The sequence below is a fragment of the Bacillus cereus group sp. N6 genome, assembly GCF_016483705.1.
GTDB lineage: Bacteria > Bacillota > Bacilli > Bacillales > Bacillaceae_G > Bacillus_A > Bacillus_A wiedmannii.
Genome location: NZ_JAEHBI010000002.1, coordinates 89420 through 111511 on the forward strand (window position 1 = coordinate 89420; position 22092 = coordinate 111511).

Below are 22092 nucleotides of genomic sequence, written 5' to 3' on the forward strand. Positions count from 1 at the left end.
ACTTTTTTACATAATGACGCTTTACCTACTATAATAAAAGAGTAAATGACTCTTACTTTAATGGAGGGAATACAAATGAAAGCAATTGGTTTACATGAATACTTACCTATTGAAGAAGAAAACAGTTTAATTGATATTGAAGTTGAAAGACCTGTTGCTACAGGAAGAGATATACTTGTTAAAATTAACGCTATTTCCATTAATCCAGTTGATACAAAAGTTCGCTCTCCGAAAGATAAAAAAGAAGATGTAGCGAAAATACTTGGCTGGGATGCTAGTGGTGTCGTCGTACAAACGGGCGAAGGTTGTACGTTATTTAAAGAAGGCGACGAAGTATTTTACGCTGGAAGTATTACGAGACAAGGTACATATAGTGAATACCACCTAGTTGATGAAAGAATCGTTGGCAAGAAACCTAAAACGTTAAATGATGCTGAAGCTGCAGCACTTCCTTTAACAGCTATTACAGCATGGGAAGGTTTATTTGAACGTTTAGGTATTGATTATAATAAGAAAGATGAGAATACATTCAAAAACATTTTAATTATTGGCGGTGCTGGTGGTGTTGGCTCGATTGCAATTCAACTGGCCAAATGGGCTGGACTGAATGTAATCACAACTGCATCCCGTAATGAAACGATACACTGGGTTGAAAAATTTGGTGCCGATTATATTATTAACCATCACCAACCTTTACAAGATCAAATATTAGAGTTTGGGCTAAAAGATGTAGATTATATTTTCTGCTTAAACAATACAGATCAACATTGGCAAGCAATTTGTGACCTCATTAAACCACAAGGAAAAATTTGCTCTATCGTAGAAAATGAACACCCTCTTGAGATGGGTATTTTAAAAAGTAAAAGTGCTACATTCGTTTGGGAGTTTATGTTCACAAAAGCAATGTATGAAACTGGCGATATGATTACGCAGCACGAACTATTAAATAAAGTAAGCGAACTATTAGATGAAGGTATTTTAAAGACTACATTAAATGAAACACTTTCACCAATTAACGCTGAAAACGTAAAGAAAGCACATGCTCTGCTTGAAAGCGGAAGTACAATTGGAAAAATCGTTTTAGAAAAGTTTTAATAACAAAAAGTCCGATTTCCAAATGAGAAATCGGACTTTTTACTATCTTTATTTACTTGAAATCTCTTGATCATTTGGAACATCTAACGGAGGTCGTTTCCCTATTCCGAAAGCGTAGAAACTAATTGTTACGATAGCTAAGAAAACAATACCTACAACTAGTGAAATACGCGTATCATCGTTAAACCACATTCCGATTAATACCATTATTAAAAAGGCAATCGTCAAATAGTTTGTAACAGGAGCAAATGGCATTTTGAACGGATGATCTTTCATCTCTGCCCCTTTTGCTTTTCTAAAATTAATTTGACTAATTAAAATGACGAACCATGGCACCATACCAGGAAGTACACTCGCACTATATACATATACAAATAAGTTTTTCGGCGCAATATAACTTAATACAACACCAACCGCTAAACCGATAATTACACCAACTGTACCGAATAAAGGTACACCATTTCCAGAAAGTTTCGTGAAATATTTCGGTGCTTGTCCATTTACACCTAACGTATACAGCATACGCCCCGCACTATAAATACCACTATTACAACCAGACATCGCCGCTGTAATAACAACGAAGTTAATAAGTCCAGCTGCTGCCGTAATACCAACCTTCGCAAAAGTTGCTACGAACGGACTACCAATTGTACTTAATTGATCCCATGGATACACAGTTACAATAACGAAAATAGCACCAATATAGAAAATTAAAATACGCCAAATTGTACTTTGAATCGCTCTTGTAAGTGTCTTCTTCGGATTTTTCGCTTCACCAGCAGTAATACCAATTAATTCCACACCTTGGTATGCACCAACTACAAGTGATAATGCAAAGAAGAATCCTGAAAAACCACCTGTAAAGAAACCGCCATTTGACCAAAGATTAGATATGCCAATCGCTTCTCCGCCGTTACCAATTCCAAAGAAAATAAGTCCAAATCCCGCAATAATCATTAATAGAATCGTAACGATTTTAATCATCGCAAACCAAAATTCAAATTCACCAAATGACTTAACAGAAATTAAGTTAGCTGCGCCAAGAATAACCATTGCGATTACGCCTGGTATCCAAGCTGGTAATTCCGGGAACCAATATTTCATATATGCTCCAACCGCAATAATTTCTGACATCCCAACGATAACCCACTGGAACCAGTTACTCCACGCTGTCATATAGCCAGCTAGCGGATGAATATACTTATGACCGAACGTCGCAAATGAACCTGTACTCGGCTCCATATACAACATTTCACCCATCGCACGCATAATGAAGAAGATAAAAATACCTGCAATTGCATAAGCAAGCATTACTGACGGACCTGTCCATTTAATCGTGCTGGCCGACCCCATAAACAAACCAACACCAATCGTTCCGCCTAAAGCGATCATTTGAATATGACGTGCTTCTAAGCCCCTTTTCAATTCCTTGTTTGCCACTTCACTTCCCCCTCTTAGATGATTCATAGCCGCATTTTAAAACAAGATGCTTTCCCCTAATTCCTTTCGGCCCTGAAAATGATGAAGCAAACGTCATTTTAGACTAACTTTAAAGCTATCCTAAAATCGTTTTTTGCCTCTTACAAAATTCTCAAAACCTTTCATCTTCCAATATTCTATAAATCTTAAAATTACTTACCTTATATTAATTCATTTATCTGAAAAGTTCAATTATTTTTTCGATAAATCATTATACATAAGTCTAATTAATTTTTAACTAAATTAACAATAAAATACATCTATTCAATATGATTCCGGCATGAATATTATTACAGTATAAATAACCGGGGAGAGTATTTCTTCCTAGGTTTCACATCTCATGTACTTCAATCTTTATAGTTGATAACGTAATTTCCCACACGTCCGATTCATATACTAACCAGAAATTTAATATATTAATAAACTACTGATTTCTTTAGTCCAGCCCAATTTTGAGGTAGGAATCTTACTGCCTCAAAACAGCAGGATAAAATATAAAAGAGTCTCATTAGAAAATGAGACTCTTTTACCATTTCATATTTAAATCATTTTTGAGGTTTGTTTACCTAAAATAAACACTTTAGTAAACACCATCATGATAACTACAATAGCCAGAAAATAAAGTGGCATCACCAGTAACGAGCCCGTATGAAGTTGACTCATTCCCCAAACTGTCATCGTCACAATTACATAGTACCCTAAGCTAAACAATGCTCCGGCTGTACCAATGACATCTTGAAAATCTACTAATGCTAAACTTAAGCAGTTAGGTAACGCTATCCCAATTCCTAATAGCAATATAAACATCGCTACTAAAAATACAATCATATATATTACATTCGGATTTGATCCAACAAACGTAATAACAGATAAAAGGATAGCTCCTTCTGTCATTACAAGACAACCGATATATATAATCTTCTCTGGTTTATACGTGGCAAGCAATCGTTTTGAAACTTTCGCTCCAATAATAGAAGCGGAAGCAACAACAATTCCTAGAAGTCCATACATACTAGGCGATAACTGAAAGTATTCAATAAAGATAAACGGCGCTTCTGCATAATAGCTAAATAAAACACCATTCGCTCCTCCAATTAATAACCCATATGTTACTACTTTCGGATTTGTAATTAACCTCTTCAAGACTAAGAATACATTTATTTTATTCGTTACTGAGTCCGTTTTTGTTTCGGGAAGAGAAACAAACGTATACAGAAAAATCCCGATACTCATAACTACTAAACTTAAAAATACGGTTTTAAATCCAAACATTTGATCAAGAAAACCACCAATTAACGGCCCTATCGCTGGTGTAAAAGCAATGACTGCCGAGATTTGAGCAAACATAACATGCCTCTTATGCCCTTCTACACTTTCACGAAGAATCGTTTGTGTAACAACAGAGCCAGCACTTGCTCCAAACGCTTGAATAAAACGACTTAGCAATAAAACTTCAATGGAATTTGCAATAAAGCATAAGAAACTCCCAACGCCATATACGACAATTCCAAATAACATTGCCGGGCGACGGCCAATTATATCTGATAACCATCCAATAAAAAATACACCTAAAGCAAATCCAGCAAAATACACACTAAGTGTTAACTGTACCTCATTATTACTTACATGTAACGCCTTTGAAATATCAGGTAAAGACGGTGTGTAAATCGTTTCACTAATTTGCGGAAATGCGACAAGAATAATCATTAACAAAATTGATGGTACTGAGACTTTTTTCATTTTCCATACCCTCCTATAACTTTGAAAATCTCAGAAATAAAAAGACTTTCCTAAGCTACGGAACAGGAGGGGCCATTATAGAAATTCGATCATAAAACAACAAAGAAAACACCTCAATTACGTATGTTAATACTTATAGGAGGGTAATATTAACATTGATTTTAATATATACTTTTTCAATTATATTACATATTGCGTTTCTTTTTCTAGTGTTTGGCCTTAGAGTATTTGTTAAAAAGATAACTTGATGCTACCACCCTTTTATGGAATAATTAGGAATAGTTTGAATTGATAGTTCTAATTATTAAACGACACACTAGCATATTTTAATGTCGTAAAGCTTACAAACAGGAGGCCTTTCGTAATGATTGAAATTTTAAGGACAGTAATAAATTTCCTGATCGCTCTACTCTCAGGAGAATTACCAATTGTATATTATGTGTGGATTATTATCCTATTCCTAATTCAAATAAGCCAATCTACTCTGAATTATAAACTCTTTAACAAGAAAGATAATTTCAGCACTTATACATCGGAAGGATTACTTGCTTTTATTATTTTATTATTTGGAGGTATGTTAGTATCTAAGTTACTTGCTTATATAATAGACGATCCTACTATTAGTGTGACAAATTTAACACATTATTTTATTTCTCTTATTATATTAACTATATTTGTCGTCATAAGCTGTCTTAAAGATTTTATAGAAACATCTATCAAAAATAAAAATGTGTCTCTTTTTAGCTTTTTAGTAGTTTCCTTAATAACAAGTATACTTTCATTCAAGTTTTTATCACCTTTAATCGAAGGTTCTTTTGCTCTTTCTAAATCTTTTATAACCACTTTAATCATTCTTGTAACTATATCAATTCCTCTATTAATTGCCTTAGAGGAAAAGTATGCAGATGAAAAGTAATTCTTGCATTTATAGTTTGAAATTGAGTGACTATTCTTTTTTAACGGTATTACTAAAAAAATAACAGTCATTGAATCGAAAATTAAACAGAAATGAGGACATACAATTGAGCATTGAACAACAATTATATGATGCAGTGAAAAATTTAATTGACCAAAGATATCCACATAATTGGGGCGGAGCTGCAGCAATCCGTGTAGAAGATGGATCCATTTATACAAGTGTGGCCCCTGACGTAATAAACGCTTCAACAGAACTTTGTATGGAAACAGGTGCAATTTTAGAAGCACATAAATTTCATAAGAAAGTTACACATTCTATTTGTCTTGCAAGGGAAAATGAGCATTCTGAATTAAAAGTATTATCACCTTGTGGTGTATGCCAAGAACGTTTATTTTATTGGGGACCAGAAGTACTATGCGCCATTACAAATTCTAAACAAGATATCATTTTCAAACCGTTAAAAGAGTTGCAGCCATACCATTGGAGCGAAGCATACCATGATGAATTTACAAAAGAATGGAGTACAAGATAAAGTGAAACTTTAATCAGTGTGGGTTTTGTTCATCCCCACTGATTATTAGTTGAACCAATCGGGCTTTTACGGGCAGTCCGCCTCCACCTACCTTCTTTGCTTTTTCTGAATTTCCAGGTGGTAGGCTTACTGCCCGTTAATGCGGGATAAAGTGAAATCTGCTCGCAAATAGCGGAAATTAAAAGTTATTCACTAAAAAAGCACCGTCCAAATGACGGTGCTTTTTCTATGTAAGAGCTACTAGAAGGTCCCCTTCTAGCCTACTCCCATTTATAAGTCCAAAATTGTTCCAGTTGCAGCCATTTTAATGTTGCTGCATCTTTGTTTTTGATTTTTACGTGTGTTTCTTCTAACATCGCTTCTGTTTGTGAACGATGCGCACCTAGTGCAGCTAATTTATGCTCGAATACTTCACTAATATTATTTACAACATCCGGCTCACCTAATACAGCTTCGCGATTTCTCGTAATCGCAACGGCATGAATGACTGGACGCTCTTCTTTTTGCATACGTGATACAGCGCGAACAACTGCGCGGCCAAATGCATCATGATCTGGATGTACGCCGTGCTCTGGATAAAATGTAATAATTCGAGATGGATTTACTTCTTGAATGATTGCTTCAATTTTATCTGCAACGAAATTAACATCTTCAAATTCTAACGTTTTATCATGGAAACCAAGCATTCTTAAATCTTGAATTCCCATCGCTTCACATGCATCTTTTAATTCTTTTTCACGGATATTCGGAATCGTTTCACGGTTAGCGAATACGTTTTTCCCCATATTACGTCCCATTTGTCCTAAAGTACCACATGCATACGTTACAGGTACTCCTTGATCTGTTAATAAGCGAATTGTTCCTCCCGCCGCAAATGCTTCGTCATCTGGATGCGGAAATACAACAAGTACATGTCTCTCCATAAGTTTCCCTCCTTCTTACTTAAATGGCGTTAAGCTTAACTCAAGTGCAACTGCTAAGCGACCTTGATTATCGTGCCCTGCAAGTAATAAACGCTCTTTATCGTCTACTTCCCAGTGCGTAATACCTTCTGCATATACCCAGCCATGATCCATTTTTAAACCAACTCGGTATGGATTCGTTCCAGTAATCTTCCCGCGTTCAAAGCGAATAATTGCATTTCGAATGAATGCACCAACCGTCATCATCTTTTCGTTAAAGTGTGACGCATACGCTCCGTTCGTTGTTTCTAAATGAATATATACATCTTTATTTACAAAACGTTCAATTTCATTTTGAATAAGAGAACTATCTTTTACTATTTCCATCGGAATTCACCTCTTTAAACCATTTTACGCAAAAATAATGTAAATTGCTATCTCTATATTAGAGGACAACGCTCACTTTTCCTAATAATTTGCACTGTGTTTTTTATATTTTTTATATTTTTTATATTTTTTATATTTTTTATATGATATGTAAAAATCATATTTTTCCCTTCACTTTGTTAAATAGTTTTCTTTCTTTTTTGAATTTGCTACAATATATTTTATCCCGTATTAATATAGCGAGATACATTTCGACAATTGAATACATACTTTAAAGAAGGTGACATGATTGGAACAATCAGCACATGAAGTAGCAAATTGGCAATATTATTTTGCAATTGCCGTGTTTTTAATCACGTACGGATTTATTATTTCTGAGAAATTGAATCGTGCTGTAATCGCACTATTCGGCGCTGCTATTATGATTATTTTTGGAGTTGTAGATTTACATACTGCTTTCACATCACATATTCAATGGGAAACGATTACCCTTTTAATTGGGATGATGATTCTCGTACATATTACGAGTCAATCAGGCGTATTTGAATTTGTGGCCATTAAAGCAGCGAAGGCAGCTGGTGGAAAACCAATCCGCATTTTATTATTACTATCCCTATTAACTGCTGTCGGTTCTGCCTTTTTGGACAACGTAACGACCGTTCTACTAATCGTTCCTGTTACACTGTCCATTACACGTATTTTAAAAGTAAACCCTGTTCCTTATTTGATTTCGGAAGTACTATTTTCAAATATAGGTGGAACAGCAACATTAATCGGTGATCCACCTAACATTATGATTGGATCAGCAAACAAGCATTTAGACTTTAATGCCTTTTTACTAAACTTAGCTCCAATCGTAATCATTATCTCTATCGTTACACTTGGTATTATTTACTTTATGTATCGCAACAAACTAAAAACAACAACTGAGCAAATTAAAATATTAATGGCATTGAACGAAAAAGATTATATTAAAGATCAAAGCCTCCTTTTAAAATCCATTTCAATTTTAGGACTAACTATTTTAGGCTTTGTACTTCATTCGATTATTCATGTAGACGCTGCGGTTATCGCGATGACAGGCGCTACACTTCTTATGCTAATCGGAGTAAAAGAACATGATATTGAAGATGTATTTGCCCACGTTGAATGGGTAACCATTTTCTTCTTCGCTGGATTATTCGTTCTCGTTGGCGGGTTAATTGATATCGGGCTTATTTCTTCACTCGCAAAAGAAGTGCTCGGCGTAACAAACGGTGATATCGGTTTCGCTGCGATACTTATTTTATGGGTATCAGGCATCGCATCTGCAACAATTGACAATATCCCCTTTGTCGCAACGATGATCCCGCTTATTCAAGATTTAGCTACAGGACTCGGACTATCTGTCGAATCTCCGCAAATCGAAGTACTATGGTGGGCGTTATCACTTGGGGCTTGCTTAGGAGGAAACGGAACATTAATCGGAGCATCCGCAAACGTAGTCGTTGCTGGTATTGCAAAACGTGAAGGACATGCTTTCTCGTATATGGACTTCTTAAAAATTGGTTTACCGTTAACAATCATTGCGCTATTGTTATCACATGCTTACATATATTTACGTTATTTAATGTAAAAGTTGTATTGCATGAAATTATATCGTCAAATAAAAAAGGTTTGCAGCACTATGCTGCAAACCTTTTTTCATCACCAAAATATACCAATAATTGCTAATCCACCTAAAATCATACCGCCAATTTGTCCAACGATTGCTGGCGATAATTGAACACCTTTTCTCACTTCAACAACCGGTCTTTCGTGCCTTAGTTGCTGCACTTCACTTTGAAGTTGATGTACACTTCCGTGTAATTCTTTAATTAGTTCCTTCAATTCAGCGACCTCTTCATTTACTGGTTTACTTTTTTCTAAATTCATTTTTCATAGCTCCTTATAAAGTGAAACTTTAATCAGAGGGGGGGCATCCCCCTCTGATTATTAGTTGAACCAATCGGGCGTTTACGGACAGTTGATCTCACGCCTAACTCCTTCGCTCCAACTGAATTTTGAGGCGGGAGTTTTACTGCCCGTTAACGCGGGATAAATTCAATCAACACACTGTAAATTTTCGCCAATTATCATTATATCTCCTGCATACTACATATATAATTTCGAATGTACTTTCTAACCGTGCAGCTCCATCCATTCATCCCTTAATATCCCCATAATGATACGATCAAAACACTTCCCATCTCTTTGAACCGCTTCTCTCATACAACCTTCCATCTGAAACCCCATCTTTTTATACAACTCAATAGCAGCTTTGTTATAAGAAATAACATCAAGACCGACGCGGTGCAAATTCAATTCATAGAAAGCATATTTTAAGATAAGATGGATCGCTTCTCTTCCATATCCCTTCCCTCTATCATTTGCATCTCCTATACCAATGGCTAATAAACCCATTCTGTTATTCCACTCTATGCCATGAATTGCAACAAAACCAATTAAGCGATCATCTTGAACTGTCCTTACCATAAAAGAAACACCATTCGATCTTCGTCCCTTTAATATCCCATCACTCGCTATTTCATGTAACGATTGCGGAAATGCTATATCTGTATCGACGTTTCTTAAGTACTCACTATCTTCTTGCCATTTAGCCATTACTTCAGCGTCGTTTTCTCTCATAACTGATAATTTAATCGTTTTATTTTGAAAAAGATTCATTGTCATTTCAAACTCCCCCTTTATTAAATAACGGGGATACTTATTTCAGCCTATTTATCCCCTTGTTCCATAAACTGTTTTTCAAATGGGATACTTACAATAAGCGCTAACATTGGCACATCTCCTCTGCATTAAATTACATTCATTGTATAATTTTTCATTTATTCTAACAATAATAAAAGACCCTCAAAATTTAGAGGATCTTCCTAACGACGAATCGATATTATTTCGTAAACATTTTCTCTGCTTCATCCATTGCCATTTTGTTACCTAAAGCAGAATAGTCAAGCCATGGTTGGTCATTAATAATGTATACGTGCTTTCCTTTAACAGCTTTTAAGTCTTTCCAAATTGGTGTTTCTTGAAGTTGTTTAAATGCAGCTTTTGCCTTATCGTCTCTATTTACAACAACGAAAATAGCATCTGCATCAAAGTCAGGTAATACTTCTTGTGAAATCACTTCGAAAGGACGATTTCCATCAATTTTCTCTACACCATTTGCAGGTTGTAATCCTAAGTCTTGGAATAAAATTGGTCCCATCGGTCTTTTCGTACTAAATACACGTAATTCTTTTGCAGTAACACGAATTGCCATTACTTTTTCGTTATTACCTAATTCTTTATCTATTAAACTTTTTACTCGTTTTGATTGCTCTTCGTAATCTTGAATATATGTATCCGCTTCTTTCTCACGGTTTACAAGTTTACCAACTTGTTTTAACTGATCTCTCCACGTACCTTCATCTAAATTGAAAGAATGTGTTTTTGCAATTTTTTCGTATTTCGCTAAATCTTTGCCCGCGTATTTTTCATCCACATAAATGTCAGTTGGCTTCAATTGAAGTAATGCTTCCATATTCGGATCCGTTACAACACCAAGTTTCTTCGTATCTTTCAACTGCTCTTTTGCATGCGGTAAGAAATCTTTTAAATCTCCACCAATAACGGAGCCTACAGGTGTAATTCCTAATGCCAGTAAATTATTCGTTAAATGAATGGACATAGAAGCGATTTTCGGCTCATTACTTTTTTCAGTTTTTTTCGTTGCCTCTTCATTAGATTTCGTTTGACCACATGCTGCTAATACTAAAATACACATCATGCTAAATAAAATAGTAAGTTTCTTTTTCATATGTTCTCCTCTTTGAAGTATTTATTTTGTTTTTGTAAGTAAATAAAGAAAATACGGTGCTCCTAAAGCTGCCACTACTACACCAGCTGGAATAGAATTTGGCTCGAATATAGAACGACCTATCGTATCTGCTAGTACTAAAACAATCATTCCGATAATGCCAGCTAGTGGAAGGAAATGTTGATACGTAGTACCTACTAACTTTCTTGCAATATGCGGAGCAACTAAACCGATAAAACCAATCCCTCCTGCCATCGATACACTCGCGCAAGATAATCCAACCGCTGTAGCTAAAAGGAGTAACCGTTCTTTTTGAACAGAAACACCAAGTCCTGCTGCCACACTATCACCTAGTGACAATGCATTTAACGTTTTAGATTTTAGCCATGCATACGGGGTTAGTATGAAAATCCAAGGTAATAATGCAAGGACATGAATCCAATCCCTTCCCCACACGTTACCAACTAACCATCTAGAAGCGAATGTATACGTCTCATCATTTAACTTGAGAGAGAAAAATAACGAAATCGCACTAAATCCAGCCGAAATAGCAATACCAACGAGAATAAGTCTAATAGGAAGTAAACCTTTTGACCGATCATTCGCAAGTATAATAATTAAAAACGCAGCTAGTACTCCCCCGCCAAATGTAAATAACGGTATTAAAATCGATGCATTCTCATTAATAGAATGAAAGAAAGTAACGAATATAATTAGCCCGAAAGATGCACCTGCATGTAATCCTAAAATACCAGGGTCTGCAAGTGCATTACGTGATAACCCTTGCAAAATCGCACCGGAAATCCCAAGGCCAATACCAGCTAACATGGTGATTATAATTCTTGGCATACGATAATCGTATAGCACTGTTGCGCTCTCAAAATCACCATAACCGAAAAGTGTTTGAATTACTTTAAGTGGCGCTAGGCTCAGTGTCCCTGTATTTAAACTAATTAAAATGACAGCGATACTAATACAACCAAAAATTGTAGTTACAGTAATAGCTCTCTTTTTATCTGTGTTCAAAAGATCCTTCACTTATAGCTCCCTCCCAACTTTACGTGCTATATAGAGGAAGAACGGAACTCCAACAAGAGCTACCATAATTCCTATCGCGAGTTCTTTAGGAGGATTTACTGTTCTTGCTCCTAAATCAGCTAAAACTAATAACATAGCTCCTAATAATGCTGACATAGGAATAATAAGCCGATAATTAACACCTACTAATTTTCTAGCGATGTGCGGAATAACAAGTCCTACAAATCCGATAGAGCCAACAGCTGAAACAGATACGCCGGCAAGAATGACTACTATAATCATCCCTAGTATTCTCGTTCGGTTCGTTTTTACTCCTAGATTTGTAGCGACGTCATCCCCCATTGATATGAGTGAAATAGATCGCCCTATCACTATCGCAAAAAGAATTGTTATGAGAATAATAGGAACTAAAAACTTCAAATGTTCCCACTTAACGCCTGCAACACCACCAGCGTACCAAAAAGCTAAATCTTGACTTAAGTCATAATAAATCGCGACACCTGAACTTAACGAATGCAAAAGTGCGGCCATAACTGCCCCTGCAATCGTTAACCTCATTGGTGTTAATCCGCCTGATGTTGCTGATCCGATAATAAAAATGAGTACTGTACTTAAAACAGCTCCAATAAAGGAAACAATCATTAAATAGGAATACGGCATATGCGGGAAAAAGGCAAAACTAAGTGCTACTACAAACATCGCACCTGCATTTATCCCAAGCACACCTGCATCAGCTAAAAGATTTCGTGTTACCCCTTGCATTACAGCACCAGCGACTGCAAAAGCTGCTCCTACAACTGCTGCGCCAATTACCCTTGGGAGCCTTAATTCATAAATAATTTGGTGCTGCGTTAATTTCGGATTATAATCAAAAACCGCTGCCCATACAGTTTGCAAATGGATATCCTTTGCACCGAATGCAATAGCTAAAAATATAGATCCGATTAAACATAAAATTGTTAAGCTCATGAAACATATGAACTTAATATGTATCCAGCGATTATTGCCAGCATGTACAGCAGACTTATGTAACATGTTTCATTTCATCCTTTATATTCAGTTGTTTTTTATAATTATTTTTAATTTATAATCATTACTGATAATAATTATCATTTTCATTTAGATATTATATCCCCACTTTTTTTAAATAGCAAACTATTTTTTTTACTTTGTTAAATATTAAAATACTTATTATGATTTCTATCCAAAACTTACAAATATATAAAAAATAGACTACTAGATTATTTTTAAAATTGTAGTATACTTAATCATTATTTTGAGTTTTCTAACAAAAATATCGAAGGTGACACAATGTTCTATATAAAACAACTACTATACTTCACTTACGAGCAAGCATTATCTTGCTTATTCCCAGTCGTTATTTTTTTAACACTAGCCCTATCAAAAATCATTTCTATCCTAGGATTATACCGCTACGATTTCATACTCATCGTATGTCTTCTTATGCAGTGGATTATGTACAAAACTGGACTTGAAACGAAAGACGAATTAAAAGTAATTACTGTTTTTCACCTTATCGGGCTTTTACTAGAAATATATAAAGTACATTTCGGTTCATGGAGTTATCCGGAAGAAGCATATTCAAAAGTTTTTGGAGTTCCGCTTTACAGTGGTTTTATGTATGCAAGTGTTGCCAGTTACATATGCCAAGCGTGGAGAAGATTGCATTTACAAATGCACCATTGGCCGAGGGCTATTTTTGCCGTACCGCTAGGCGCTTTGATTTACTTTAATTTTTTCACACATCATTTTCTATATGACTTTAGATGGGTATTAACTGTACTATTATTCATCGTTTTCTTTCGGACATTTGTGGAATTTTCATTACGAGGCGTTACATATAAAATGCCACTCGTTCTTTCATTTTTCCTTATCGGGTTCTTCATTTGGATTGCGGAAAACATCGCAACATTTTTCGGAGCATGGCAATATCCAAATCAACGGGAAGCGTGGAATCTCGTTCACTTAAGCAAAATTAGCTCATGGTTTTTACTCGTTGTTATTAGCATTATGATTGTTACACAACTTAAACATTTGAAGGCGTTGAAAAGATAATGCTGATTATGTAAAAACAGGTAGCCCATCACTCATTAGAGAGTGATGGGCTTTTTTACCGTCCTTATCAAAGGAGTTATAACTTACAAGAGCATAAGCAGTTACACATTATGAACTACTACTAGCAGAAGAGGTTGCTACAGATGAAGCGGCAATCGTTGCCATCATAGCTGCCTGTTGTGCTTGTATGAGGACTTCTATCATAGTTTGTAAACCTGTGTTGGTAGCCTTACTTTCCTCACCTTTCTGACTTACGAACAGTTGAATAGCAATAAGAATATTCGCATCTGTATGCCAACGGAATAATTTCTCCCCCTGCAATTTTTCAATCAATGCTTTAATAGCATAAATCTCTTTTTCTCCATCCTCAAGTAATGCTAGTAGCCCGATTGCTGGATAATGCATCTGTTTCACTTTTACCTTTTCTTGTTTTAACAACTTCCATATGTTTGTACATGTTGCAACTAACATTTCTTCACGGACATCCTTCTTTAGCGAAAGAATGTGACTTAAAAACTGAAGATCATTCCCTTTACGCAAACCAGCTTTCGCTAGTTTCTGATACAGACGTTCCACTCGGTCCATAAGTGTTTCTACATTCTCTAATTGTCCTGCTAGTAAAACTGCGAGCGGATAATCATTTGTACCTGTAAGAAAAAGATGATCCTCTTTCATACGTTTATATACTTGCATCGAACGCTGAATGTGCGTGCCATGCTGTTCATTTTCTTCTGTTAAAAGCACAGATGCTGCGAGATAAGTAAATATACTCCGGCTAAAACCACCAGCGACTAATTGTTCATATAAATCTAAAAACTTCCGAAAAGCTTTCTTATAATCTGTAAAGTGAATATCTAAAGTTGCGGCTACCACAAAGCGGTGATAAGACTTTAAGTATGAAAACATCCCTACCTGATTCTTAATATAACTACTAATTTCTAAAAAACGTCCGAGATCAAACAATTTATCACTACTTGCATACATAGCAGCAATCATCATTCCTGTTCGAGAATCACTCGTTTTCCATTTTAGTTCTCCCTTTAACTGTCCATATGTATGTGTGTATTGCTCCAACTTTTGTTCTAATGTAATCATAGTATTCACCCCTATTTCTAGTTCTTCTCTATTATTATACTTATATTTCATACAGGTTTTGCAACCTTATTTCTGTATTTCCTTCAATATTTTTCTATTATGTAAAACAAATATAATAACTATACCTACTTTATCAGTATCAAGATTACAAGCGCTTACACCCCTTTAAGCTCAACGACAAAAAGGATAGATAATAAATTATCTATCCTTTTTGTCGTTATATTATTTCACAATACAGGTGTAATTTCGTTTTTTACATGCAATTACAACTAAAGAGCCTTAATAATACGTTCCATCGCCTTCATTTGTCCAATATGATCAGCTTCATGATAAAGCATCATACCGTAAAGCTCCCCTACTGTTTCCAATCCTAGGAATGGCTCTGGCAGTTTATTTTCAAATGCTTCTGCTGGAATTTCGTTAATACGTTTCGCTTGTTCTTTTAATTGAGCCACTAACACTTCCAATGACGGCCCCTCTGTTTTCCATTTAGATGGTCTTGATCCATACCCAAACATACCTGGATATTCAGTTGGTAATTGTTTGAATTCTTTTCCAAACATGAAAACTTCTGCTGCCGTTAACACATGACCGATATGCCAACGAATTGTATTGTTAAAACCCTCTGGCTGTGTATCCACAGTTTTATCGTCTAGCGTCTCCATAAATTTAAGCAATTCCCCACGTGTTATTTCAAATTGTTTTAAGCCAACTAGTCTATTCATTTGATCGTTCCCCTTCTTCATGTACCATTTATTATGAACTAAGAATGTTCAACACATTAAAGTTTTACCTTGTTTAATCTATCAGAAACGATTAAGAAAAACATCTAATATGCTTAGTCAAAATATTTAAAAGGTTCACCCCTAATAAATATAGAATTACTTACTACAAAGTTAGTTTAGTAAATAATAGAGGAGTGTCAATTACATGTTACATGTTTTAAAACAACAATATAATCTTATTAGCTCTACAAGAGAAACTCTATTTTCGTTTTTGGAAGAAATCCCACTAGAAAAATTACATAGTACTGTTCCGAATTTCGGTAGCGGTAGCATTATAAAGACGCATATTCATGTAGCCGATTGCTATCGATACTGGCTTGGATCATTCGCATTCAAGCAAAAGCGAGCAGATTTTTCATTTGCTAGTGATTATGAAATTGAGCATGCAGATATCGCAAAAGTCCGTGCTAGATTTAAGTTAGTAGACGAGACTGTACAACGTTTTTTAGATGAATACAATGACCGCTGGCTCGAAAATATAGCAAATGAAGTAAAATGGCAAAAAGAACCTTGGAGTACAACTCCGCTATGGCTTTTAACTCATACAGAGACACATGAGTTTCATCATAAAGGACAAATTGTATCAATGGCTCGTCACCTTGGATACAATCCTCCTGATACAGACCTTAGTTAATTCGATTATAAAAAAACTTGTTGATATATTTTGTTGTGTATAAAACTTTTATCATTTGTTTTAGGTATACCATATCATTATAAAATTCATGTAACATAAAAGTAAGACTCATACTTTTCAAACAATACAAAAAACAAAACTCTTCTTCCATGTAGATCGAAAATATTTATATACTCTATCATCAACCTTAAGGAGAAATTTATAATGAGATTAGAGAGTGAAAGAATTTATTTAAGGCCTCTTTGTCAGCTAGATGCGCCTATTATATTAGAAAGTACAATGGATGATGAAATAAGATATATGACTGGAACCAAGTCTACTTTTTCATTGGAGCAAATTAAGACACACATAGATCATATAAATAATGATTCAAGTCGCTATGATTTCGCTATTTGTTTAAAAAGCACTGACGAAATGATTGGAGAGTTGTCAATTTTAGATATCGATGAGGAGAACAAAAGAGCAGGGTTCCGAATATCATTGCTTTCAATAGCGTTAACAGGACAAGGATATGGAACTGAAGCTATTAAAATCGTTTTAAGATTTGTTTTTGAACAACTCATATTAAATCGTTTACAGTTAGAAGTATTTAGTCATAATTTACGCGGGATTAGAGCTTATGCAAAGGTTGGTTTTGTAAAAGAAGGAACCCTACGTCAATCTTTATTTTATAACGATACATACTCGGATGAAATTATTATGGCAATACTTGAAAGTGATTATAAAGATATGTCATTGTAAATAACTGTTCTTAAACTATTAACAACTTGAAAGAACCTTACCACAATAAAATGCAGTAAGGCTCTTTCATTTTTATATCAAATAACAACTCTTAACTCATGTTTTATATTAATACCAAATTGTCTCCGCATAATTATATGCATCACTATTCGGAATAGCATGTTTCCCCTGCGCTTGTGCCTTCCTTGGATCTAAATCATATACCATTGGCGTATAGCATGATGTTTGCCCTTTATTTACAACACCATTTCCTCCAGTACTCCCACAAGTATATGCCTTTCCATCTGTTTTTCTTACGATTCTTGCATCAGCTTCGTTATTATATACTGCTGCACGAGTTACTGTAACTTTTGCCCATGCTGTCTTACACGTCGTGCTAAATTTTAATTCCACATAAGAATTGGAATCAATCCACTTCTTTTCTTTCGTTACTGCGGTTTGGTCACAACTATTATAGTAAGGACTTTTCCCATCATATGAATGGTCTTCTGCATATGCTTTATCATTACCAGTCGTACTAAACATACTTGTTAAAACGAGCAAAGATAGAAAAAAACATGCGCTCAGCTTTTTTAAAAGTTTCATAGCACTCCGCTCCCTTATTAATAACGTCCAGTTTTCCCGTAACCATTATTAATCGTCACCGCTTCGGCATCAGCTGTATAACCAAAATCAGCAGTTAAATCAAATACCATGCCTGTATAAGTGCTCGTTTGACCTGTTTTTATTGCTCCATTACCACTATTAGAATCTACTGATTTTTGGAATACACCGTTTTTATATTTATTAATAACAGCGTAAGCATATATTCCCCCAGAAACAGAAGGTGCTGGTTGATCTAAAACAAGCTTAGACCATGCTGCATGACATTTATTACTATAACGTAAATACACTGTCCCTACTTTTTTACTCCCTTCATATACAGCTGTAGACTTTGCATTAAATCCATCTGCATCACATGTTGTACTACCTCCGTATACTTTCGTTGTTGCTGGATTTTTTCCGTCATAATAACTACTTAAATCAGTAGCTGCAAATGTACTTCCTTGAAAACTAAATAATACACCTACACTCACTACACTTAACACACATACTTTCATTAACTTTTTAAACATTGTAAATCTCCTCCTTCAAAATAAGTACGTATCATAAAGACAATCTATCCCCTATGTAAGCCCTCCTTTCATGCTTCCTAGAGGCATCTTACAGAAACGAATAAACGTTGTAAATTCCCTTATAGTTATTGGAATATACGAAGAAATTTACTTATCCGTCTAAGAAAAAAAGTTGAGAAATACACATTTTATTGCATCCCTATTTAAAACATAAAAGAACCGATACTTATTTCACTCAAGCATCGGTTCTTTATACAAAATTGTCATTTTTTCTTTTATATAAATCAAATATTTCTCCACTTAATCCGTCGTAAAAAACTCCCTCGTCACATCAATAAATTGCTGCAGCGGCGCTGTCATCCATTTATCTTTATGCCAAGCAATTTGTGTATAAATCGGTGAGATTACATTTTCTACATGTAACTCTTTTATCGTCCCTTCTCTTATATCTTTTTCTACTACTATCGCTGGTAAAACAGCTATTCCTAAATCTGCAATAACACATTGTTTAATTGCCTCTACACTAACGAACTCAATCTTATTTGCTGGATACACATCTTCTGTACGAAATAGCTCTTCAAATAAAATCCGATACGAACAACCAAGCTCCGTTAGTAAAAGTGTCTCACTTTCTAAATCTTTTGTAGTAATGAAACGTTGTTCAAGTAAACGATGCCCTGAAGCAGCTACTATTTTTAATTCTTCTTTCATAAGCGGCTCCACATGTAAAGCATCTTCTGTTTTACATTCGTCCAAAATAAATGCAAGATCGACTTTCCCTTCCATCAATTGTTCCTTCGCATCTTTATTGGAATGCGCAGGTTTAAATATAAGCTTTATTTGAGGAAATTGTGCTTTAAACCTCTTTAATATAGATGGGAGCCTATATGTACATTGACTCTCTTGCGCTCCGATTATTAACGTACCTGCTATTTCCTCATCATCTTTCACAGCCATTTTCGCTTCGTTGCTGAGTGCAATCATCTTGTCCGCATATAGTTGAAACTTCCTACCTGCTTCAGTTAAAAAAAGACGTTTTCCTAATCTTTCAAATAACGGCGTACCTAGCTCAGCTTCTAACGTTTTAATTTGCGCCGTTACGCTCGATTGAGCAAAGTTTAATTTCTTCGCAGTTTGTGTAAAGTTCAAACTATCTGCCGCTACTTTAAATGTAATTAATTGTTTTATCTCCATTTATCTTCCCTCTTTTCAATCGATATTTCCGATTGATTTCATCGAAATAATCCTCTTTGTCTATTGATATTTGTATTGTATGATAAAGAGCATCGACAAACAATAAAAATGGAGGTATTCCATATGAAAGTACTTTGTTTCGAACAATTTGGAAGTCCGGATGTACTACAATATAAAGAAATACATGATCCAATCATAAATCCAAATGAAATTCTTGTCCGTACGAAAGCAATCGGATTAAATTTCGCCGATATTTATAGACGCCGCGGTGATTATCATCTCGCTGGCAATCCGCCTTATATATTAGGTTATGAAGGCGCTGGTATTGTTGAAAAAGTAGGAGCTGACGTTACTAATATTAATCCTGGAGATCGTATTTCATTTGCTGACGTTCCATTTGCAAATGCAGAACTAGTTGCCGTTCCATCGGAGAAAGCAATTAACCTTCCAGATTCTATCTCTTTTGAAACAGCCGCTTCTGTCTTATTGCAAGGTCTAACGGCACATTATTTAACGAAAGATAGCTATGAAATACTACAAGGTGATATAGCTTTAGTACATGCCGCAGCTGGTGGTGTTGGGCAACTACTTATTCAAATCATTAAACTACTGGGCGGAAAAGTGATCGGCCTAACGTCATCAAAAGGAAAAGCACAGATAGCTACATTAGCTGGTGCTGATCACGTATTTTTATATACTCAAGCATGGCCTGCGAAAGTACTTGAAACAACAAACGGTGATGGAGTAAATGTTGTATATGAATCAGTAGGTTCTACATTAGAGGAAAGTTTTAGCGCAACTAAAACTGGTGGTACTGTCGTATTTTACGGAATGGCCGGTGGTAATCCTGCGCCCGTTGATCCGCGTATGCTTATGGATACTTCGAAAACTTTAACTGGCGGAGACCTTTGGAACGTGCTTACATCTTATGAAGAGAGAAAAGAACGCTCCTCTCAATTATTCAAATGGATTGCGACCGAAAAATTAAAGATCACAAGTTCTACTACATTCTCTTTACAAGATGGTGCCCGTGCTCATGAATTATTAGAGAGCAGAAAAAGTACTGGGAAGATTTTATTAATCCCATAATCGTTCCAATAAAAAAAGGAAGCTAGAATGTATTTCTTTACTTCCTTTTTAACGTTATTTATGTTCAATTTCGCTTCTTTTCAATAACCCTGTTATTTATATTTTTTCTGTCTACGCTTCTCTTTCTAGGCCCCTCATTTTTAAGTTTATGTAATAAACGAATCTAAATATTAAAGGAAAGAACAAACCTCCTGATATCAACGATCCAATAAATACAGTATCAATAAAAGAAAGAATCCCAAATAATAGCATTCCAAAAAAATAAAATACAACTGCACTCCAATAAATAAAACGTGGAAACTTAGTTTGGAAAGAATCACCTTTTTCACACGGTTTTCCAAATAACAAATGAACGAATTTAATCAACATAATCACTTCTCCATATAATTGTTAATATTCTTTTCTTCTTATAACTGAACATACATCACATACTATGTACCTTCTTTAAATTTTCCGACACCGAAGTTATTAACTATGTCGAATACGGTAGCCTTTTACTCATATATTTCATAAATGCAATTATATATTTTTATTTCAATACAAATCGTCTATCCCCTTTATCATGTTGCAATTCAAACAATACTGGATTACTAACAAATCTTTTTAGCAAAACATACGCCTCATGATCAGATATTTCATTAGGAATATTAATTCCACTAAATGATGTTGAGGTAATTAGTGTATGAAAATCATATTTAAATTCATAATCACCAATATACGCTAGTGCCAATTTCCCTTTCCATTCAATTTGATATGTCTGCCCTTCTAATCTAGTAAACTTAATATTATGAAAGGCTGACGCATCATGACCAAGTAAATAAACGTCAAATGCAGTTAACTCTAAATCTAAGTCCTGCTGCTCATCTTCCGATAAACAATCAATTGCAAATCTTTTCCCATTTAGCGTATCCAAATTAAAAGGCGCCTCATCACTTCCTACACGAAACCCTTTAAAATCCCATTCTTCTGATGATAAAGTGCATCTATGGAAGTTATTCCATACAATCTTAGCGTGCCAATCATCTTCTTCCTCATCCTCTTCATCTTCTTCATCCAAATCTTCCTCATCATAATCCGCGGTCTCTAAATGCAAATCAAAATACAAACCAGCCATACCATTTAACTCTTCTTCCTCTGCATATTTAAAATGTGCACTCCACTTAAAATTAACAATTCGATGACCATTAGGCCACGGGTTGTCCGCAAAATATATTCGATCCATATTCACACATTCCTTACTTTGTTTTATTTCTCGTATACTTACTTTAGATTCCGAGATGAAATGTAAGGCTGGACTAATGTCCCTCCAATACACTGCAAACTAATTTGTTGTTCCTACTCTCTAATTATACCATTACAATAATTTTCATAGTTCATTTTTAACAGAATATTCCGTTTAAAATTAATGAATGATATACTGAAAAATAAAAAGG

General features: G+C 35.1%; 24 protein-coding genes. 8 read left to right on the forward strand and 16 right to left on the reverse strand.

What is annotated here, in order from left to right:
- Positions 1-75 precede the first annotated feature (75 nt).
- Positions 76-1095: a zinc-binding alcohol dehydrogenase family protein gene (locus tag JDS99_RS02325; RefSeq protein ID WP_199694441.1), complete on the forward strand. Its 1020-nt coding sequence runs from the start codon at positions 76-78 to the stop codon at positions 1093-1095.
- 48 nt (positions 1096-1143) lie between these two features.
- On the opposite strand, the gene JDS99_RS02330 is transcribed toward JDS99_RS02325, so the two are convergent.
- Both JDS99_RS02330 and JDS99_RS02335 read right to left on the reverse strand, forming a co-directional pair.
- The gene (locus JDS99_RS02330; RefSeq protein ID WP_199694443.1) at positions 1144-2535 is read right to left on the reverse strand and encodes an amino acid permease; all 1392 of its coding nucleotides are present in this window, start codon (positions 2533-2535) and stop codon (positions 1144-1146) included.
- 579 nt (positions 2536-3114) lie between these two features.
- The gene (locus tag JDS99_RS02335; protein WP_199694444.1) at positions 3115-4314 is read right to left on the reverse strand and encodes a multidrug effflux MFS transporter; all 1200 of its coding nucleotides are present in this window, start codon (positions 4312-4314) and stop codon (positions 3115-3117) included.
- A gap of 364 nt (positions 4315-4678) precedes the next feature.
- Here JDS99_RS02335 and JDS99_RS02340 point away from each other — a divergent pair, with 364 nt between their 5' ends.
- Entirely contained in the window at positions 4679-5230 is a 552-nt protein-coding gene (locus JDS99_RS02340) for a DUF5823 family protein (protein ID WP_199694445.1), read from the forward strand.
- 106 nt (positions 5231-5336) lie between these two features.
- Positions 5337-5765 (forward strand): cytidine deaminase, encoded by a 429-nt coding sequence (locus JDS99_RS02345; protein WP_000021272.1) that lies wholly within the window; start codon positions 5337-5339, stop codon positions 5763-5765.
- A 260-nt stretch (positions 5766-6025) separates the two neighbouring features.
- On the opposite strand, the gene bshB2 is transcribed toward JDS99_RS02345, so the two are convergent.
- Positions 6026-6688, reverse strand: coding sequence for a bacillithiol biosynthesis deacetylase BshB2 (gene bshB2 / locus JDS99_RS02350; protein WP_061677663.1), 663 nt, complete (start codon positions 6686-6688; stop codon positions 6026-6028).
- A 15-nt stretch (positions 6689-6703) separates the two neighbouring features.
- Positions 6704-7054 (reverse strand): YojF family protein, encoded by a 351-nt coding sequence (locus JDS99_RS02355; protein WP_000407039.1) that lies wholly within the window; start codon positions 7052-7054, stop codon positions 6704-6706.
- 289 nt (positions 7055-7343) lie between these two features.
- Here JDS99_RS02355 and JDS99_RS02360 point away from each other — a divergent pair, with 289 nt between their 5' ends.
- On the forward strand, positions 7344-8669 hold the full coding sequence (locus JDS99_RS02360; protein WP_199694446.1) for an ArsB/NhaD family transporter: 1326 nt from the start codon (positions 7344-7346) through the stop codon (positions 8667-8669).
- Positions 8670-8740: 71 nt separating this feature from the next.
- Here JDS99_RS02360 and JDS99_RS02365 read toward each other — a convergent pair whose 3' ends face one another.
- The 5 genes from JDS99_RS02365 to JDS99_RS02385 all read right to left on the reverse strand — a co-directional run bounded on the left by JDS99_RS02365 (position 8741) and on the right by JDS99_RS02385 (position 12965).
- On the reverse strand, positions 8741-8968 hold the full coding sequence (locus tag JDS99_RS02365) for a coiled-coil domain-containing protein (protein ID WP_001047523.1): 228 nt from the start codon (positions 8966-8968) through the stop codon (positions 8741-8743).
- A gap of 246 nt (positions 8969-9214) precedes the next feature.
- On the reverse strand, positions 9215-9766 hold the full coding sequence (locus JDS99_RS02370; protein WP_199694447.1) for a GNAT family N-acetyltransferase: 552 nt from the start codon (positions 9764-9766) through the stop codon (positions 9215-9217).
- Positions 9767-9983: 217 nt separating this feature from the next.
- Entirely contained in the window at positions 9984-10892 is a 909-nt protein-coding gene (locus JDS99_RS02375) for an iron-hydroxamate ABC transporter substrate-binding protein (RefSeq protein WP_060487827.1), read from the reverse strand.
- A gap of 21 nt (positions 10893-10913) precedes the next feature.
- The gene (locus tag JDS99_RS02380; RefSeq protein ID WP_199694448.1) at positions 10914-11930 is read right to left on the reverse strand and encodes an iron chelate uptake ABC transporter family permease subunit; all 1017 of its coding nucleotides are present in this window, start codon (positions 11928-11930) and stop codon (positions 10914-10916) included.
- Complete coding sequence (locus JDS99_RS02385) at positions 11931-12965, reverse strand: FecCD family ABC transporter permease (protein WP_199694450.1); 1035 nt, start codon at positions 12963-12965, stop codon at positions 11931-11933. It lies immediately after the preceding gene.
- 276 nt (positions 12966-13241) lie between these two features.
- Here JDS99_RS02385 and JDS99_RS02390 point away from each other — a divergent pair, with 276 nt between their 5' ends.
- Positions 13242-14006, forward strand: a complete 765-nt coding sequence (locus JDS99_RS02390) for a DUF817 domain-containing protein (RefSeq protein ID WP_199694451.1) — start codon at positions 13242-13244, stop codon at positions 14004-14006.
- Positions 14007-14114: 108 nt separating this feature from the next.
- Here the strand turns inward: JDS99_RS02390 and JDS99_RS02395 are convergent, their stop codons facing one another.
- A complete protein-coding gene (locus tag JDS99_RS02395) occupies positions 14115-15152 on the reverse strand; it encodes a DUF4003 domain-containing protein (RefSeq protein ID WP_098858856.1) in 1038 nt (345 codons plus the stop codon).
- A gap of 218 nt (positions 15153-15370) precedes the next feature.
- On the reverse strand, positions 15371-15847 hold the full coding sequence (locus JDS99_RS02400) for a DinB family protein (protein WP_141555679.1): 477 nt from the start codon (positions 15845-15847) through the stop codon (positions 15371-15373).
- Positions 15848-16031: 184 nt separating this feature from the next.
- Here JDS99_RS02400 and JDS99_RS02405 point away from each other — a divergent pair, with 184 nt between their 5' ends.
- On the forward strand, positions 16032-16520 hold the full coding sequence (locus tag JDS99_RS02405; protein ID WP_060487832.1) for a DinB family protein: 489 nt from the start codon (positions 16032-16034) through the stop codon (positions 16518-16520).
- 204 nt (positions 16521-16724) lie between these two features.
- Positions 16725-17261, forward strand: coding sequence for a GNAT family N-acetyltransferase (locus JDS99_RS02410; RefSeq protein ID WP_060487833.1), 537 nt, complete (start codon positions 16725-16727; stop codon positions 17259-17261).
- 108 nt (positions 17262-17369) lie between these two features.
- On the opposite strand, the gene JDS99_RS02415 is transcribed toward JDS99_RS02410, so the two are convergent.
- The 3 genes from JDS99_RS02415 to JDS99_RS02425 form a co-directional block, all read right to left on the reverse strand.
- Positions 17370-17846, reverse strand: a complete 477-nt coding sequence (locus JDS99_RS02415; RefSeq protein ID WP_199694453.1) for a DUF2690 domain-containing protein — start codon at positions 17844-17846, stop codon at positions 17370-17372.
- Between the two features lie 17 nt (positions 17847-17863).
- Positions 17864-18376 (reverse strand): DUF2690 domain-containing protein, encoded by a 513-nt coding sequence (locus JDS99_RS02420; protein WP_000473763.1) that lies wholly within the window; start codon positions 18374-18376, stop codon positions 17864-17866.
- Between the two features lie 300 nt (positions 18377-18676).
- Positions 18677-19570 (reverse strand): LysR family transcriptional regulator, encoded by an 894-nt coding sequence (locus JDS99_RS02425; protein ID WP_098858139.1) that lies wholly within the window; start codon positions 19568-19570, stop codon positions 18677-18679.
- 123 nt (positions 19571-19693) lie between these two features.
- Here JDS99_RS02425 and JDS99_RS02430 point away from each other — a divergent pair, with 123 nt between their 5' ends.
- Complete coding sequence (locus JDS99_RS02430) at positions 19694-20659, forward strand: quinone oxidoreductase family protein (protein WP_199694455.1); 966 nt, start codon at positions 19694-19696, stop codon at positions 20657-20659.
- A gap of 111 nt (positions 20660-20770) precedes the next feature.
- On the opposite strand, the gene JDS99_RS31845 is transcribed toward JDS99_RS02430, so the two are convergent.
- Both JDS99_RS31845 and JDS99_RS02435 read right to left on the reverse strand, forming a co-directional pair.
- Positions 20771-21028 (reverse strand): hypothetical protein, encoded by a 258-nt coding sequence (locus JDS99_RS31845; protein ID WP_087984067.1) that lies wholly within the window; start codon positions 21026-21028, stop codon positions 20771-20773.
- Between the two features lie 160 nt (positions 21029-21188).
- Complete coding sequence (locus tag JDS99_RS02435; RefSeq protein ID WP_087984066.1) at positions 21189-21881, reverse strand: hypothetical protein; 693 nt, start codon at positions 21879-21881, stop codon at positions 21189-21191.
- Positions 21882-22092: the final 211 nt, after the last annotated feature.